Origin of the sequence: Pseudomonas sp. NS1(2017) (assembly GCF_002269425.1) — a bacterium.
Taxonomy (GTDB): Bacteria; Pseudomonadota; Gammaproteobacteria; order Pseudomonadales; family Pseudomonadaceae; genus Aquipseudomonas; species Aquipseudomonas reactans.
Map to the genome: position 1 here is coordinate 6,337,852 of NZ_CP022960.1, position 15,178 is coordinate 6,353,029.

Below are 15,178 nucleotides of genomic sequence, written 5' to 3' on the forward strand. Positions count from 1 at the left end.
CACGCGAAGGGTTAAAGGCTCAACGCCCGATTCGACGCTTTTATGAACTCTTTCTTCAAGTCCTCAAAGGTATGAACCGCCGGGAACTGCGGGAACTCGCGGATCACGTTCTCCGGCGCATGGAACAGAATCCCACGGTCGGCCTCGCCCAGCATGGTGGTGTCGTTGTAGGAATCACCGGCGGCGATCACTCGGTAGTAGAGGGTCTTGAAGGCCAATACCGACTGGCGCTTCGGGTCTTTCTGACGCAGTTGGTAACTGACCACGCGATCGGTTTCGTCAGTGATCAGGCGGTGGCACAGCAAGGTCGGGAAACCCAGTTGGCGCATCAGCGGCTGGGAGAACTCATAGAAGGTGTCGGACAGGATCACCACCTGGAAGCGCTCGCGCAGCCAGTTGACGAATTCGACGGCGCCGTCCAGCGGCTTGAGGGTCGCGATGACTGCCTGGATGTCGGCGAGCTTGAGCCCGTGTTCATCGAGGATGCGCAGGCGCTGCTTCATCAGCACGTCGTAGTCGGGAATGTCCCGAGTGGTGGCCCGCAGGGATTCAATACCGGTTTTTTCGGCGAAGGCGATCCAGATTTCCGGAACCAGCACCCCTTCCAGGTCGAGACAGGCAATTTCCACAAGACACTCCCATTGTTGATGTTGTCGGTTGAGCGAGCAAAAGGACTGCCGAACTCTAGCGATTCAAGCTCGCCGCCGCAACGCAGAGCGGATTTTGATACCATCGCTCCCCTATAGAGCGCTCAGCGCCACTGACCTGTAGGAACCGTCCTGATGAACCAAGCCTTCGACGTCGCTGAACTCGCCGCGACTTATGCCAACAAATCTGCCCAGGACATTCTCAAACTGGCGTTCAGCCAGTTCGGTGATGACCTGTGGATTTCCTTCAGCGGCGCCGAGGACGTGGTGCTGGTGGACATGGCCTGGAAGCTGAACAAGAACGTCAAGGTGTTCAGCCTCGACACCGGCCGCCTGCACCCGGAGACCTATCGGTTCATCGAGCAGGTGCGCGAGTTCTATAAAATCGACATCGAACTGATCTCGCCGGACCAGAGCAAACTGGAACCCTTCGTCAAAGAAAAGGGCCTGTTCAGCTTCTACAAGGACGGCCATGGCGAATGCTGCGGCGTACGCAAGATCGAGCCGCTGCGCCGCAAGCTCTCCGGCGTCAGCGCCTGGGCCACCGGCCAGCGCCGTGACCAGAGCCCGGGCACCCGCAGCCAGGTGGCGGCGCTGGAAATCGACACAGCCTTCTCCACCCCGGAACACACCCTGTACAAGTTCAACCCGCTGGCGCAGATGACCAGTGAGGAAGTCTGGGGTTACATCCGCATGCTGGAGCTGCCGTACAACAGCCTGCATGAGCGCGGCTTTATCAGCATCGGCTGCGAGCCCTGCACACGCCCGGTGCTGCCGAACCAGCACGAACGCGAAGGCCGCTGGTGGTGGGAAGAAGCCACGCAGAAGGAATGTGGGCTGCATGCGGGGAATATCATCAGCAAGGCATGACCCTCGACCTGTACACAAGAATGTCACCATTAGTGCCATTCTTGTGTGCACTTATAAAATTACGCACCGAAACGTTACATTCTTCCCCGCCTCAATACCCTCGTTGTTTTGCACACACTTGACCCAACAAAATAAATAGCTGTTCAAACGGTCAATTTATATCGCTTTGAATTCAGCTAGTTATTTCCTTTGCCTATAAAAACGAAATTACACACAGTTTTCATAGATCAAAAACTGGCACGCAAGTGGCTTAAGGTGAAATGCGCTTTGTATACAATAAATACAAAACCTACATACACTTTGCCATCTGCGGCTTGGCTGCCGATGCGCTGGAGCCTGCCGGAATGCGTACAAGCCTCTCGAATAACATCGCACTGGATCTGCCCTCCTCCCTGAAGCCCGAAGCCATCGAGCCCGGTCCGCTGGTGCTCAGCCCCCGCCTGCACAACAAGGACCTGGCGCCCACCAAAGTCGAAGGCCGGCGCTGGGGGCGTTACAGCATCTTTGCGCTGTGGACCAATGACGTGCACAACATCGCCAACTATTCCTTCGCCATTGGCTTGTATGCCTTGGGCCTGGGCGGCTGGCAGATTCTGTTGTCCTTAGGGATTGGCGCGGCGCTGGTGTACTTCTTCATGAACCTGTCGGGATACATGGGCCAGAAGACCGGTGTGCCGTTCCCGGTAATCAGCCGTATCAGTTTCGGCATTCATGGCGCGCAGATTCCGGCGTTGATTCGCGCGGTGATTGCGATTGCCTGGTTCGGTATCCAGACCTACCTGGCTTCGGTAGTTTTCCGCGTGCTTTTGACGGCCATTCATCCGGGTTTTGCCGACTACGACCACAACTCAATCCTCGGCCTGTCGTCGCTCGGCTGGGCCTGTTTTGTGGCGATCTGGCTGGTGCAGTTGGTGATCCTGGCCTACGGCATGGAGATGGTGCGCCGCTACGAAGGCTTCGCCGGGCCGGTGATTCTGCTGACGGTGGCCTCACTGGCCGGTTGGATGTATTTCCAGACCGGCGGCAACATCGCCTGGTCGATCCGTGAACCGCTGAGCGGCGGCGAGATGTGGCGCAATATCTTTGCCGGTGGCGCGCTGTGGCTGGCGATCTACGGCACGCTGATCCTCAATTTCTGCGACTTCGCCCGCTCTTCGCCGTGCCGCAAGACCATCCAGGTCGGCAACTTCTGGGGCCTGCCGGTGAATATCCTGGTGTTTGCCGCGATCACCGTGCTGCTGTGCGGCGGTCAGTTCCAGCTCAATGGCCGGGTGATCGAAAGCCCTACTGAAATCATCGCGGCGATTCCCAGCACCTTTTTCCTGGTGCTCGGTTGCCTGGCGTTCCTGATCGTCACCGTGGCCGTGAACATCATGGCCAACTTCGTCGCACCGGCCTTTGTGCTGAGCAACCTGGCGCCCAAGTACCTGAACTTCCGCCGCGCCGGTTTGATCAGCGCCACCGTGGCGGTGCTGATTCTGCCGTGGAACCTCTACAACAGCCCGTTGGTGATCGTGTATTTCCTTTCCGGCCTGGGCGCCCTGCTGGGGCCACTGTATGGGGTGATCATGGTCGATTACTGGTTGATCCGTAAAAGCCGGGTGGACGTGTTGCAGCTGTATAGCGAAGACCCGAATGGCGCTTATTACTACAGCCGTGGGGTCAATTTACGCGCAGTGGCGGCGTTCATTCCCGCAGCGGTGATTGCCATTCTCCTGGCGCTGCTGCCCGGTTTTGCCAGCGTGTCACCGTTTTCCTGGATGTTTGGCGCCGGTATTGCAGGGGTGCTGTACCGGCTGATCGCCAAGCGCCAGCCGTTCTACGCCGATGTCAGCGGCGAAAGCATTGCAGTCGATAACGTCAGTCATTAATCAAAGGACATTCCATGCGTATCCTCGTGGTCAACGTCAACACCACCGAATCCATCACTGAAACCATCGCCCAGCAGGCACGCGCCGTGGCTGCGCCCGGCACTGAGATTGTCGGGCTCACGCCCTACTTCGGCGCGGAGTCGGTGGAGGGCAACTTTGAAAGCTACCTGGCGGCCATCGCGGTGATGGACCGAGTGATGGCCTACGACCAGCCGTTCGACGCGGTGATCCAGGCCGGCTACGGCGAGCACGGCCGTGAAGGCTTGCAGGAACTGCTCAACGTGCCGGTGGTGGATATCACCGAAGCCGCCGCCAGCACCGCAATGTTCCTGGGCCACGCCTACTCGGTGGTGACCACCCTGGACCGCACCGTGCCGTTGATCGAAGACCGCCTGAAACTGGCCGGCCTGTACCAGCGTTGCGCCTCGGTACGGGCCAGTGGCATGGCGGTGCTGGAGTTGGAAGAGAACCCGCTGGCAGCGATGGAAGCCATCGTGCGCCAGGCCGAACTGGCCATCAGCGACGACAAGGCCGAGGTGATCTGCCTGGGCTGCGGCGGCATGGCCGGGCTGGATGAGCAGATTCGCCAGCGCACCGGTGTGCCGGTGGTAGACGGTGTAACCGCTGCGGTAACCATCGCGGAGTCGCTGGTGCGGTTGGGGTTGTCGACGTCGAAGATCAGGACGTATGCGACGCCGAGGGCGAAAAAGGTCATTGGTTGGCCGGGCCAGTTCGGCCGATAGACCGAGTCGCGGCCATCGCGGGCAAGCCCGGCTCCCACATTGGAACGTGGGCGCCTACAGGGTTGCGTTGAATCGGTTACTGAGCTGCTGTTCGGCAAATTGCTCGATGATGAAATCCACGAACGCGCGGGTCTTGCCAGGTAGCAGCTTGTGTTCGGCATAGTAGATGGAGATGTTGCCGTCGTCGACGTACCAGTCGGGCAGCACGCGTACCAACTTGCCGCTTGCGAGCCAGGGCACGGCGAACGGCATGCTCACCAGAGCGACGCCCAACGCTTGGTCGGCAGCGACGCAGGCCGCCTGCGAATCGCTCATGGTCATGCGTGCCTTGAGGTTCAGCGGGCCATGTGCGCCGTTGCGACCGGTGAGTTGCCAGGAACGCACGCGACCGGTTTGCGGTGAGCGGATCAAAATACCGTCACAGGACTCAAGGTCTGCCGGCTGCCCTATCGCAGCACGCGCTGCCAGGTAATCGGGCGACGCCACCAACACCCGATGGGCCGGCGCGAGCTTGCGCGCCACCACCCCTTGGGGCAGTTCAAAACCGCCACCCAGCGCCGCATCGAACCCCTGGCCAATCAGGTCAACCTGGCGATTGTCGAAGTGCCAGTCGGGGCTGATATCTGGAAAGCGTTTTAAAAACTCACCCAGCAGCGGCACGATGTACAAGCACCCGACCACCGTGCCCATGCTCACTTTCAGGGTTCCCACCGGCCGTCCTTCGGCGCTGGCGAGGTTGGCCATGGCGTTCTGGATGGTGGTGAGGCTGCCGCTGACCTCTTCCAGAAACAGTTTTCCGGCTTCGGTCAGAGTGAGACGCCGAGTGCTACGCTGGAACAACCTGACACCCAGGCGCGCCTCCAGCTTGGCGACACTTTTGCCGACGGCTGCAGGGGTCAGGCTCAGGTGCCGCGCAGCCTCCGCAAAGCTACCGCCTTCGGCACTGCGCACGAAGCATTCGATACTGCCAAAGCTTTCCATATCGACCCACTCTAAACTTTTGGTTTACACAGACTATAGCAATCACGGTCTACCGGGAGGGGCTGCCGAGGTCGATACTCGGTTCCAACAACAAGGCACCCCGCCTTGAACAGCTAGGAGATCGACATGACCACACAGAACCTCAGCGGCAAAGTCGCCTTGATTCAAGGCGGTTCTCGCGGCATCGGCGCCGCTATCGTCAAACGCCTCGCAGCACAGGGCGCAGCGGTTGCCTTTACCTACGTCAGCTCGGCCGCCAAGGCTGAAGAATTGCAGAACAGCGTGATCAGCGAAGGCGGCAAAGCCCTGGCGATCCACGCCGACAGCGCCGATGCCGGTGCGATCCGCAACGCGGTCAACGCCACGGTCGAAGCTTTTGGCCGCCTGGATATCCTGGTAAACAACGCCGGTGTGCTGGCCATCGCGCCGCTGGAAGATTTCAAGCTGGAAGATTTTGACCAGACCCTGGCGATCAACGTACGCAGCGTGTTTATCGCCACTCAGGAAGCGGCCAAGCATATGGGTGAAGGGGGTCGGGTGATCAACATTGGCAGCACCAATGCCGAGCGCATGCCGTTTGGCGGTGGTGGCCCGTATGCCATGAGCAAGGCGGCGCTGGTCGGGTTGACCAAGGGCCTGGCGCGGGATTTGGGGCCACGGGGCATCACGATCAACAATGTGCAGCCAGGGCCGGTGGATACCGATATGAACCCGGCGAACAGTGATTTTGCCGAGAGTTTGATTGGGTTGATGGCGGTGGGTCGGTATGGGCATGTCGAGGAAATTGCCAGCTTTGTGGCTTACCTTGCGGGGCCGGAAGCGGGCTACATCACTGGTGCAAGCTTGACCATTGATGGTGGTTTCAGCGCATAACGAATGTGGGAGCTGGCTTGCCTGCGATGGCGATCTTGAGGACGCAATCGCAGGCAAGCCAGCTCCTACAGTTTTTTACCGCGTTTGTTCAACGAATGGGTGGCAGGCCGTAGGCTGCCAGATCGAAGTCCGCGAGTTTGCGGATGATCTGGTCGGCATGGTGGTATTTGCTATCGGCCATGGCTTCATCCGGCACGGCGATGGCGGTCATGTGCGCGGCTTTGGCGGCGGTGACGCCAAACGGCGAATCCTCGAACACCAGGCAATCCTCGGGCGCAACGCCCAGGCGGCGGGCGGCCGTGAGGAAGATGTCCGGCGCGGGCTTGGCGGCGCCGACTTCCGGGTCGTCAGCGGTAACGATGGTGTCGAACAGGCCAAACCATTCGCGGTGCAAGGTGGTCTTGTGGCCAAACGAATTGCGCGACGAACTGGTGCCCACGGCAATCGGGATATTGTGCGCCTTCAAGTGCCGCACCAAGGCTTCAGCGCCGGGCATGCCCAGGGCTTTTGGGAAGCGCTCGCTCATCAGTGGTTCACGGATCGTCAGGAATTCGGCGGGCGTGATCGGCAGGTCCAACGCCTTCACCACGTAGTCAGCCAGGTCCTGGGCTCCGCGCCCGATGATGTGCTGCTTGATACCCCAATCGTAGGTGCGGCCATAGCGTTCGGCGATGATCTGTGTCACTTCGGTGTAGATGCCTTCAGTATCCAGCAACAACCCGTCCATATCGAAAATCACAGCCTTGATCGGGACAGCAGTACGTGGTGCATTCATCACAACAGATCCTTGGGGGAAGGACTAAAAGGATTCAGCACAATAGCGGTCCACCTTGCCTGCAAGCAACCGTTGCGACTCGGTATTGATAATTACTCTCAATTAAATTAACGTCGCGGCGCTCCAGGCTCTGATCTCTTTTCGAGTTTCGCTGTGACCGACAACGCCGCCAGGCTGCAACTCTACCTCGACCATCGCCCCGCACTGATCAACTACGCAAAGGTTGTGGTGGGCGACCACGCACGCGCCGAAGATGTGGTGCAAGACGCGTTCCTGCGCTTTTGCGGCAACACGGATGACCCGGTCGAGCAACCGCTGGCCTACCTTTACAGAATCGTGCGTAACCTGGCGCTGGACGCCGTGCGCCGCCAGGCCACCGAGAAACGCCAGCAGAAAATGCCCGCGCAATGGATGCGTCCCGGCAAGGAGTTGTCGCCGGAACAGCGGGTGGTACATGGCGACGACGCCAGCCGCATCGCCGCGACCCTGGCCAACCTGCCGGAACAAATGCGCATCGCCGTAGAGATGCATCGCCTTGGTGGTTTCACGTTGCAGCAAACCGCCGATCATCTCAATATTTCGCTTTCCACCGCCCATCGCCTGGTCAAGGACGCCATCGTTCACCTGGCTTCGAGCGTCGCCACCCAGGGCGCGCACAGTAAGGAACGCCCGTATGCATGATGCCCACCCGCCCAGGAATGTCTCGGCACGCAGCCTCGAAGACGCCGGCCAGTGGTTGCTGGACCTGCAAGCCCAACCCGAACGCTTCGAGGAATTCGACCGCTGGCTGCACAGTGACAACGAACATTTCGAGGCTTGGGCACAGGTCAATCGAGCCATGGATGCACTGGACGAACAAGCGCCCACAACCCAGGAGCACTGGCCACGCGCGACGCGTTCACGCCTGCCCTGGTTGGCGGCTGCGTGTATCAGCGCCTTCGCGGTAGGCGCAGCGCTGGTAGCCAACCCTGTCTGGCGCGCGGATTACAGCACTGCCACCGCCGAAACCCGCGAGATCACCCTAAGCGACGGCAGCCGCCTGACGCTGGCACCGCAAAGCGCGATCAACGTGAGCTTTAACGGCCCTCTGCGCCAAGTCACGCTGATGCAGGGTGAGGTGTTTTTCGATGTCGTCCATGATGCGCAAAAACCTTTCGAAGTGCGCAGCGACGAAACCGTGGTACGCGTGCTGGGCACCGCCTTCGATGTGGCCCGCCGCGAAGGCGGCCTGGCGGTGGAAGTGCGTGACGGCACCGTGGGCGTGAACACAGCGTATCGACTCACGGCCGGGCAACGACTGTGGCTCGACCGCCAAAGCGGCAAGGCCACGCAATCGTCAGTGGCGCCCTCGGAGGTCGCGGGCTGGATCAATGGCGCGCAATTCTTTGAGAACGTCAGCGTTGCCCAGGTCGTCGAGCAACTGGAGCGCTACCAGCGGGGCTGGATCGTGATCAACGACCCGGCCCTGGCCAACAAACGCATCACCGGCCTCTACGACATGCGCGATACCCGGCGTGCGCTACAGGCGTTGGTTGCGCCGATTGGAGGCGAGGTGCACGAGTACTCGCCGTTCCTCATGGTCATCGGCCACAACAAAAAGATTGTAGAAAAATAAATACAGTGCACTGAAAAAAAACGCGCTGGTGTTCGTCTTTGTAGCTCCTTGTATTGCGAATGAATCGTAATACCAAACACTAAGGCGACGAAACATGGGTCACCGATCACCTGCACCGTTGGCATTGGCCATCCTCTGTGCTGCTATCCACAGCGCGATTTTCCAGCCGTCCCAGGCATTGGCCGCAGAGGCCAGCGGCGCGCCGAGTGATCAGGCGACGCGTTTCTTCGACATTCCTGCGCAACCGCTGACCACCGCACTCAGCGCATTCGCCCGCCAGGCCAACCTGCAACTGGGCCTGGAAGCCGGGCTAGTGGATGGACTGCAAGCCTCAGCCTTGCGCGGCAACTTCACCCTGGAGCAAGCCCTGCAACGTCTGCTCGGCAATGCACCGGTGAACTGGAAAATCGACAACCAACGCAGCTTGATTCTCAGCCATCGCGATGGCACCAATGCAGGTATCAACGACCTCGACGATTCCGAAATGCTCGGTCCCGTGACCATCAAGGGCGGCGAGACCAGCCGCTTGACCGGTGCCGCCGCGCAGGTCTACACCAAGGCAGGCTCCAGCGTGTTTATCTCGGGCGAGACCATCAACCGCTTCCGTGGCTCCTCCCCCGCCGATATCCTCAAGGGTGTGCCCGGCGTACAAACCGGCGATGCCCGCAATGGCGGCGCGCTGGACGTGAACATCCGAGGTATCCAGGGCCAAAGCCGAGTGCCGGTGACCATCGACGGCAGCCAGCAGGCCATCGATGCCTACCGTGGCTACAGCGGCATGCAACAGCGCAGCTATATCGACCCCGACCTGATCAGCGAAATCAGCGTGGACAAAGGCCCCAGTCTCGGCGCCGACGCGGCGGGCGCCATTGGCGGCATGGTCAAGATGAAGACCTTGCAACCCAAAGACATCCTCAAGGACGGCGAAACCTACGGCGTGCGCCTCAAGGGCGACTTGTCGAGCAACAGCGTGGATGCACCCGGCACCTACAAGGCCACGCCGCACCATGGCAGCAATGGCCTGGGCGGTTCCCCTGCGCATTCCGGCAGCGTGGCATTCGCCAGCACCGGCGAGACGGTGGATTTCGTCGCGGCCTATTCCCAGCGCCAAAGCGGCAACTATTACGCGGGTAAAAAGGGCTTCAAGAAGTACCAGGTGTTTCAGCAAGTGCGTAAATACGACCCGAAAACCAGGAAGTACATTTACGTCACCCAAGAGGCCAACACCGCCGCCAAATTCTTCAAGCCCGACAGCGAAGTGTTCAACACCTCGAGCGACGCGGAGTCGGTACTGCTCAAGGCGATCCTCAAGCCGGCGACGGACCAGAAACTGGAGCTGACCTACCGCTACACCGATGGCCACTACGGCGAAGTGATGCCCTCGCAGATCATCCGCAATACCAGCGGCAGCGTGCCGCAATGGGACCCGGGAAGCATGCGCATCAACGCGTACACCGCGCGCTATACCTACAAGCCCGAAGACAACCCGCTAATCGATTTGAGCGCCAACGTCTGGGCCACCAAAGCCCAGAGCGAAGCCTTCAACGGCTTGGTAACGGTGACGCCACTCTACGGCCATGAAGACGATGCCGACCCGCTCGGCGATACCTACAAGGACGCCCTGCGCAACCGCACCAAGGACAAACGCTGGGGCGTGGACCTGAGCAACACCTCGCGTTTTGACACCCGCGCCGGCAAGTTCGCCTGGACCTACGGCGGCTCTTACCAGACCGAAAACCTGGGCCCCGATGACAACTCGCCAGTGCTGCTGTCGGACCTGCAAAAGAACCGTTTCATCCGCAGTGGTGAACGCGAGGAAAGCAGCCTGGTGACATCGCTTGAATGGTCACCGATCAAACGCCTGACGTTTACGGCGGGTGGGCGCTACAGCGAATTCAGCAGCAAGGACCACAACCGCAAGGCCAGCCCAGCCACGTTCGGCCCGGACCGCAAGCCGACCAGCTACACGTTCGCGCCGCCCATTGAACGGCAGGACCAGGCCTTCGCACCGTCCTTCGGCGTAAAGCTGAACGTGACCGACAACAGCTTCGTCTACCTCAACTACAACGAAGGCGTGCGCATGCCGAGCCTGTTCGAGTCGACCCTGGGCCTGTTCACGGCCGCCGTGCCGACCGAGGGCATCAAGCCCGAGCGCAGCAAGAATTGGGAATTCGGCGCCAGCACCTTGCAAAACAGCGTACTGGTTGACGGCGACACCGCCGCCGCCAAACTCGCCTATTTCAACAACGAGATCGAAAACTACATCACCCGTGACTACACCGACATCTTTGCCGGCAACCTGCAGAACGTCGACAGCTTCACGGTCAAGGGTATCGAGCTGCAAACCAGCTATGACATGGGCCGGGTGTTCACCGACATCTCCGCCACCTATTACCTGAATGCCAAGACCTGCGCGCCGGACATCGCGAAGAAACTACGCGAAGAAGACAACCCTTCCACACCCAATTGTGTGGACGGCGGCTTCCCGGGCTCCTACACCAACACCCAGAACCCACCCAAATACTCTGTGAACACCACTCTGGGCAGCCGCTGGTTTGATAACCGTCTCGTCCTCGGCGGACGCATGGTCTACAACAGCGCACCCACCGCCAAACTGGACAAGTCGTGGAATAACGGCATCACCACTAACCAGATGTACTACCGAAAGTCGGCGATCTACGACCTGTTCGCCAGTTTCGAAATCGTCAAAGGCACCCAGTTGGACTTCTCGGTACAGAACCTCACCAACGTCTACTACCTGGACCCGCTGGCCCAAAGCTTCATGCCCGCGCCAGGGCGAACGTTGCGCACGGGGCTGACCGTCAAGTTCTGACATTACCGTTGAGTTGAATCGCGGGATGCCCTCTTGGCATCCCGTTTTACGTTGATCCCTATTGATGACCCCATGATTTCCAACACAGCCCCGGACTACCTCAACCCACCGCGCAAGGCCCTGTGGAGTGTTGCCACACTGATCACCCTGAGCGTCTATGCCGGCCTTATCGCATGGTGGCTGCATACGCCCAGCGTGACAGTCGCCGAAGCCGCCCCCGCAGCGATGATGATCGAATTGGCCGCCGCCCCCGTGGCCCAGGCGGTGGAAGAAGACCTGCAAGTGGCGCCAGATAAAGTGGTGCAGAAACAGCTGAATACGCCGTCGGAAAAACCGCCAAGGGAAGTGCCCAGGAAAATAGTCGCCGCAACTCGGCCGAGTATGGCGAAAACCGCGACGTCCCCGCTTCAGGACACAGCCCGAGGCACTTACTCGTCCGCACCGAATCACGCTGCCGAGTTCGAGACCGCGCCAAAAAAACAGGACGAACAACCGGCACCTTCCACCACCACAGCACCGCCCAAACTGGACACGCACACGGCCGACACCACCGCCGCCAATCAATCTTCACGCGGTGCGGCCGACCCGGCGCAAAAGGTGCAATGGGAAGCCGAACTGCTGGCCCACCTGGAACGCTACAAGCGTTATCCGCAAAACGCCCGCGATCGAGGCGACCGGGGCGTGGCGTATCTGCGCTTCGAGATCGACAGCAACGGCAAGGTGCTCAGCGCCAGCATCGTGCGCTCGGCCGGTTTTACCGAACTGGACACTGCAACGCTGGACATGATCAACCGTGCCTCCCCTGTTCCGCGCCCGCCGGAGGGCGGCAAGACGCGGTTTACGGTGCCGGTGGTCTTTGCAAAGTGAAAGCAAAGTGAAGCCAACGTGAGGGCGAAGTGAGGGCAGAGTGAGCGTTGTTTGCAAAGAGAGAATTACATGCAGCAACAGCTTTTGATCAATCGCCCTCGGAGCCTACGCTAACGTCAGGAGGCGCCGGGCGTGAGGTATTCCGAAAAAAGCCCGAAAAAACTCATAAAAGACTTATAAAAAAATAAGCTTTGAATAAGCCTTCAAGGGGAAATCTTGAATAGCACATCACCCCACGTTCAGTTCATCAATGACACCGAAGGGAAACCCGTTTTTGTAGTGATTCCCTATGCACAATATTTCGCAATGCAAGGTCGTGGGCACCTTATTCCTCATCAAGTTGTCAGCCTGATTGTCGACGGTTTACCTCCCGTCCGTGCCTGGCGCGAGTACCTCAACCTGACGCAAAAAGAAGCCGCTGAACGTCTGGGGATTTCCCAATCTGCGTTTGCCCAACAAGAGACGGTGAAAAAACTTCGCCGGGCAACGCGAGAGAAAATAGCCAAGGCATTCGGCATCAACGCTCGTCAGTTGGAGCTATAGGGTCACTCTGCGAAGTCCGCCCCTCAGTCCGTGCGTCCGCATGCCCACTAGCGTTACGTACAGGATTGAGACAGCTTCATTGGTAAAGAATCAGACTCCCTCATTCCCTTCACAGACGCCCCCATGTCCGAAGCCTTCGAAGTCCCCAGCCCCCACGAAAAACACATCGAACACACCACCGAACACGCCCACGGCCGTGGCGATAATTTCGCCAGCCGCATCGCCGTGATGACCGCCCTCATGGCCACCCTGGGCGCCATGCTCAGCTATCAGGCCGGCTCCACCGAAAGCGAAGCGGCGATGGACAAGAACAACGCCGCCATCTTCAAGACCGAAGCCGCTAACCAATGGAACTACTACCAGGCCAAATCCAGCCGGCAGAACCTCGCGGAACTGGCCACCCACATTCCCGGTGTGGACGCGGTGCATTACAAGGAAGAAATCGAGCGCTACAAGAGCCAGAAGGAAGACGTGCGCAAACAGGCCGAGAAGCTTGAAGCCACGTCAAAGGAATGGGATGAAAAATCGGAACAGGCGCTGCACCAGCATCATCGCTGGGCCCAGGCAATGACCGCGATCCAGATCGCGATTTCGTTGGCAGCGATCACCTTGCTGACGCGGCGGGAGTGGTTGAAGCGGATGTCGTATGCAGCAGGCGGTATGGCAGTGTTATTGGGTAGCCTGGCCTGGCTGCATTTCTAGCAAATTCCCTTGGGTGCCCTGCCCTATCGCTATATAGTAAATAGCATAACGCTGCTCAAGGAGATATCGGCACCACCTTCACCACTGGCAACGACCCGGACATGCTCTCCTGTGCCAGCGCAGCGGCGACCTGGGTGATTTCGAGCACTACCCGAATGTCGGGCTATGGACTCCCGAAATCCAGATCGCCCACCCGAGCAAACCCTACGGTGCTTTCTACGAAGACCTCCTCGCTTAAGGAACTGCAATGAACCGCTCCACCGAACACCCCGTGCTGCTGTTTTCCTACGGCACGCTGCAAGACAAATCCGTACAACTGGCCAACTTCGGCCGCGAACTGACCGGCCAGCAGGACGCGATGCTGGGTTACTCGCAGAGCTGGGTGGAGATTACTGACCCACAGGTGCTGGCGAGCAGCGGCAAGACGCATCATCCGATTGTGGCGCCGAGCGCTGAGGCAGGCGCCAGGGTTGAGGGGATGGTCTTTCAGATTTCGGATCAGGAACTGGCAGCAGCGGATGCGTATGAGGTGGCGGACTACAAGCGGGTGGAGGTGGGATTGGCTTCGGGGATGAGGGCTTGGGTGTACGTGCAGGCCTGAAGCGTTGAGCTTGCTGCCTAACCCCTGAAACAACAAAACCCCTGGCTTCTCTCGAAACCAGGGGTTTTGTTTACATCGAATTTGGCGGTGAAGGAGAGATTCGAACTCTCGATACAATTTCTTGTATACACACTTTCCAGGCGTGCTCCTTAAGCCACTCGGACACTTCACCGTATCTCGTCAAACCAGTTCAGTCTGTCGAGGCGCGCTAATGTAGTCGAAAGCCTTTCTGATGGCAAAGGTTTTTTTCAGAATTTTCATGCGGTTAGCCGGTTATGCCGATCCGCGTCCGGCAAGGGGCGGTGATTGTGCCATTCTCAGGCATCGCCAGGATGGGTCTGGGGCGGCGATTGCGCCCTGCCCCAGGCTTTCCCAACGCCTGTGTGCGGGAAAAGTCTGACTGGGTAGTCAGTCACGGCGCTTTACCGGGGCGGACGTGGTGGGTAACGTCTGCGCATGCACTGCTATTAACAAGCCTTCTATAACAAATCCTACAAGGAACCGCGTCATGAGTGAGTTGATTGCCTACCACCTCGAAGACGGTATCGCGACCCTGACCTTGAGCAACGGCAAGGTGAATGCCATTTCTCCGGCGGTGGTCAGTGCCTTTAATGAAGCACTGGATCAGGCCGAGAAGGACCGGGCGGTGGTGGTGATCACCGGCACGCCGGGGATTTTGTCGGGGGGTTATGATTTGAAGGTGATGACCGCCGGCCCTAAAGAGGCGATCGGTCTGGTGACGTCGGGTTCTACGTTGGCGCGTCGCCTGTTGTCGCACCCTTTCCCGGTGATTGTGGCGTGCCCTGGGCATGCGGTGGCCAAGGGTGCGTTTCTGCTGTTGTCGGCGGATTATCGGATCGGGGTGGAAGGCCCGTTTAGCATCGGCCTGAACGAAGTGGCGATCGGCATGACCATGCACCACGCCGGTATCGAGTTGGCGCGGGATCGTCTGCGTAAGTCGGCGTTCCATCGTTCGGTGATCAATGCCGAGATGTTTGACCCGCAGGGCGCGTTGCAAGCCGGCTTCCTTGACAAGGTGGTGGCACCGGAAGAATTGCATGCCGCGGCGCTGGAAGCGGCGCGTCAGTTAAAGAAGCTGAACATGAATGCCCACAAGCATACCAAGTTGAAGGTACGTAAAGAGCTGCTGGAGGCCTTGGACGATGCAATCATCCAGGACCAAGGCCATATCCTGAGCTAAGTCCTACCCCAGCTACATCAGAGCCCGACCTTGAGTCGGGCTTTTTCTTACAAATA

15 protein-coding genes, 1 tRNA gene and 1 pseudogene are annotated in these 15,178 nt (G+C 59.3%); 13 read left to right on the plus strand and 4 right to left on the minus strand.

The genetic code is table 11. The features are described 5' to 3' along the window. Positions 1-11: 11 nt before the first annotated feature. On the minus strand, positions 12-629 hold the full coding sequence (thrH, locus tag CI807_RS29415) for a bifunctional phosphoserine phosphatase/homoserine phosphotransferase ThrH (protein ID WP_095017258.1): 618 nt from the start codon (positions 627-629) through the stop codon (positions 12-14). Positions 630-782: 153 nt separating this feature from the next. Between thrH and CI807_RS29420 the strand changes: the two genes are divergently transcribed. From CI807_RS29420 to CI807_RS29430, 3 genes are all read left to right on the plus strand, one after another. After that, the gene (locus tag CI807_RS29420; RefSeq protein WP_095017259.1) at positions 783-1,517 is read left to right on the plus strand and encodes a phosphoadenylyl-sulfate reductase; all 735 of its coding nucleotides are present in this window, start codon (positions 783-785) and stop codon (positions 1,515-1,517) included. A 344-nt stretch (positions 1,518-1,861) separates the two neighbouring features. Next, positions 1,862-3,388 carry an NCS1 family nucleobase:cation symporter-1 gene (locus CI807_RS29425; RefSeq protein ID WP_095017640.1) on the plus strand — a complete coding sequence of 509 codons (1,527 nt, stop codon included), beginning with the start codon at positions 1,862-1,864 and terminating at the stop codon, positions 3,386-3,388. A 14-nt stretch (positions 3,389-3,402) separates the two neighbouring features. Continuing rightward, positions 3,403-4,131 carry an aspartate/glutamate racemase family protein gene (locus CI807_RS29430; RefSeq protein ID WP_095017260.1) on the plus strand — a complete coding sequence of 243 codons (729 nt, stop codon included), beginning with the start codon at positions 3,403-3,405 and terminating at the stop codon, positions 4,129-4,131. 54 nt (positions 4,132-4,185) lie between these two features. Here CI807_RS29430 and CI807_RS29435 read toward each other — a convergent pair whose 3' ends face one another. Further along, a complete protein-coding gene (locus tag CI807_RS29435) occupies positions 4,186-5,112 on the minus strand; it encodes a LysR family transcriptional regulator (RefSeq protein WP_095017261.1) in 927 nt (308 codons plus the stop codon). Positions 5,113-5,238: 126 nt separating this feature from the next. Between CI807_RS29435 and CI807_RS29440 the strand changes: the two genes are divergently transcribed. Next, on the plus strand, positions 5,239-5,985 hold the full coding sequence (locus CI807_RS29440) for a 3-oxoacyl-ACP reductase family protein (protein WP_033901224.1): 747 nt from the start codon (positions 5,239-5,241) through the stop codon (positions 5,983-5,985). A gap of 88 nt (positions 5,986-6,073) precedes the next feature. Here CI807_RS29440 and CI807_RS29445 read toward each other — a convergent pair whose 3' ends face one another. Continuing rightward, entirely contained in the window at positions 6,074-6,760 is a 687-nt protein-coding gene (locus tag CI807_RS29445) for an HAD-IA family hydrolase (protein ID WP_095017262.1), read from the minus strand. Between the two features lie 153 nt (positions 6,761-6,913). Between CI807_RS29445 and CI807_RS29450 the strand changes: the two genes are divergently transcribed. The 8 genes and pseudogenes from CI807_RS29450 to CI807_RS29485 all read left to right on the plus strand — a co-directional run bounded on the left by CI807_RS29450 (position 6,914) and on the right by CI807_RS29485 (position 13,921). Further along, positions 6,914-7,441: a sigma-70 family RNA polymerase sigma factor gene (locus tag CI807_RS29450; protein WP_095017263.1), complete on the plus strand. Its 528-nt coding sequence runs from the start codon at positions 6,914-6,916 to the stop codon at positions 7,439-7,441. After that, positions 7,434-8,375, plus strand: coding sequence for a FecR family protein (locus CI807_RS29455; RefSeq protein ID WP_095017264.1), 942 nt, complete (start codon positions 7,434-7,436; stop codon positions 8,373-8,375). The genes CI807_RS29450 and CI807_RS29455 overlap by 8 nt, the downstream gene beginning before the upstream one ends. 94 nt (positions 8,376-8,469) lie before the next feature. Beyond that, positions 8,470-11,208: a TonB-dependent receptor gene (locus CI807_RS29460; RefSeq protein ID WP_095017265.1), complete on the plus strand. Its 2,739-nt coding sequence runs from the start codon at positions 8,470-8,472 to the stop codon at positions 11,206-11,208. 72 nt (positions 11,209-11,280) lie between these two features. Continuing rightward, positions 11,281-12,075: an energy transducer TonB gene (locus tag CI807_RS29465; protein ID WP_095017266.1), complete on the plus strand. Its 795-nt coding sequence runs from the start codon at positions 11,281-11,283 to the stop codon at positions 12,073-12,075. Between the two features lie 216 nt (positions 12,076-12,291). Then, positions 12,292-12,618, plus strand: a complete 327-nt coding sequence (locus CI807_RS29470; protein ID WP_095017267.1) for a helix-turn-helix domain-containing protein — start codon at positions 12,292-12,294, stop codon at positions 12,616-12,618. Between the two features lie 123 nt (positions 12,619-12,741). Beyond that, entirely contained in the window at positions 12,742-13,320 is a 579-nt protein-coding gene (locus CI807_RS29475) for a DUF4337 domain-containing protein (protein ID WP_095017268.1), read from the plus strand. 118 nt (positions 13,321-13,438) lie between these two features. Continuing rightward, positions 13,439-13,558: pseudogene (locus tag CI807_RS31990) on the plus strand ((Fe-S)-binding protein); the annotation flags it as partial. 9 nt (positions 13,559-13,567) lie between these two features. Beyond that, positions 13,568-13,921, plus strand: a complete 354-nt coding sequence (locus CI807_RS29485) for a gamma-glutamylcyclotransferase family protein (protein WP_016979229.1) — start codon at positions 13,568-13,570, stop codon at positions 13,919-13,921. Between the two features lie 82 nt (positions 13,922-14,003). Here the strand turns inward: CI807_RS29485 and CI807_RS29490 are convergent. Continuing rightward, positions 14,004-14,093: transfer RNA gene (locus CI807_RS29490), tRNA-Ser, on the minus strand. A gap of 336 nt (positions 14,094-14,429) precedes the next feature. On the opposite strand from CI807_RS29490, the gene CI807_RS29495 reads away from it, so the two are divergent. Then, a complete protein-coding gene (locus tag CI807_RS29495; protein WP_015885385.1) occupies positions 14,430-15,122 on the plus strand; it encodes a crotonase/enoyl-CoA hydratase family protein in 693 nt (230 codons plus the stop codon). Positions 15,123-15,178: the final 56 nt, after the last annotated feature.

What these genes read in the sequence shown, in the direction of transcription:
- CI807_RS29440 (WP_033901224.1), top strand. Translation starts at nt 5,239, where the DNA reads ATGACCACACAGAACCTCAGCGGCAAAGTCGCCTTGATTCAAGGCGGT.
- CI807_RS29485 (WP_016979229.1), top strand. Translation starts at nt 13,568, where the DNA reads ATGAACCGCTCCACCGAACACCCCGTGCTGCTGTTTTCCTACGGCACG.
- CI807_RS29425 (WP_095017640.1), top strand. Translation starts at nt 1,862, where the DNA reads ATGCGTACAAGCCTCTCGAATAACATCGCACTGGATCTGCCCTCCTCC.
- CI807_RS29460 (WP_095017265.1), top strand. Translation starts at nt 8,470, where the DNA reads ATGGGTCACCGATCACCTGCACCGTTGGCATTGGCCATCCTCTGTGCT.
- CI807_RS29455 (WP_095017264.1), top strand. Translation starts at nt 7,434, where the DNA reads ATGCATGATGCCCACCCGCCCAGGAATGTCTCGGCACGCAGCCTCGAA.
- CI807_RS29420 (WP_095017259.1), top strand. Translation starts at nt 783, where the DNA reads ATGAACCAAGCCTTCGACGTCGCTGAACTCGCCGCGACTTATGCCAAC.
- CI807_RS29435 (WP_095017261.1), bottom strand. Translation starts at nt 5,112, where the DNA reads ATGGAAAGCTTTGGCAGTATCGAATGCTTCGTGCGCAGTGCCGAAGGC.
- CI807_RS29430 (WP_095017260.1), top strand. Translation starts at nt 3,403, where the DNA reads ATGCGTATCCTCGTGGTCAACGTCAACACCACCGAATCCATCACTGAA.
- CI807_RS29475 (WP_095017268.1), top strand. Translation starts at nt 12,742, where the DNA reads ATGTCCGAAGCCTTCGAAGTCCCCAGCCCCCACGAAAAACACATCGAA.
- CI807_RS29445 (WP_095017262.1), bottom strand. Translation starts at nt 6,760, where the DNA reads ATGAATGCACCACGTACTGCTGTCCCGATCAAGGCTGTGATTTTCGAT.
- CI807_RS29495 (WP_015885385.1), top strand. Translation starts at nt 14,430, where the DNA reads ATGAGTGAGTTGATTGCCTACCACCTCGAAGACGGTATCGCGACCCTG.
- CI807_RS29465 (WP_095017266.1), top strand. Translation starts at nt 11,281, where the DNA reads ATGATTTCCAACACAGCCCCGGACTACCTCAACCCACCGCGCAAGGCC.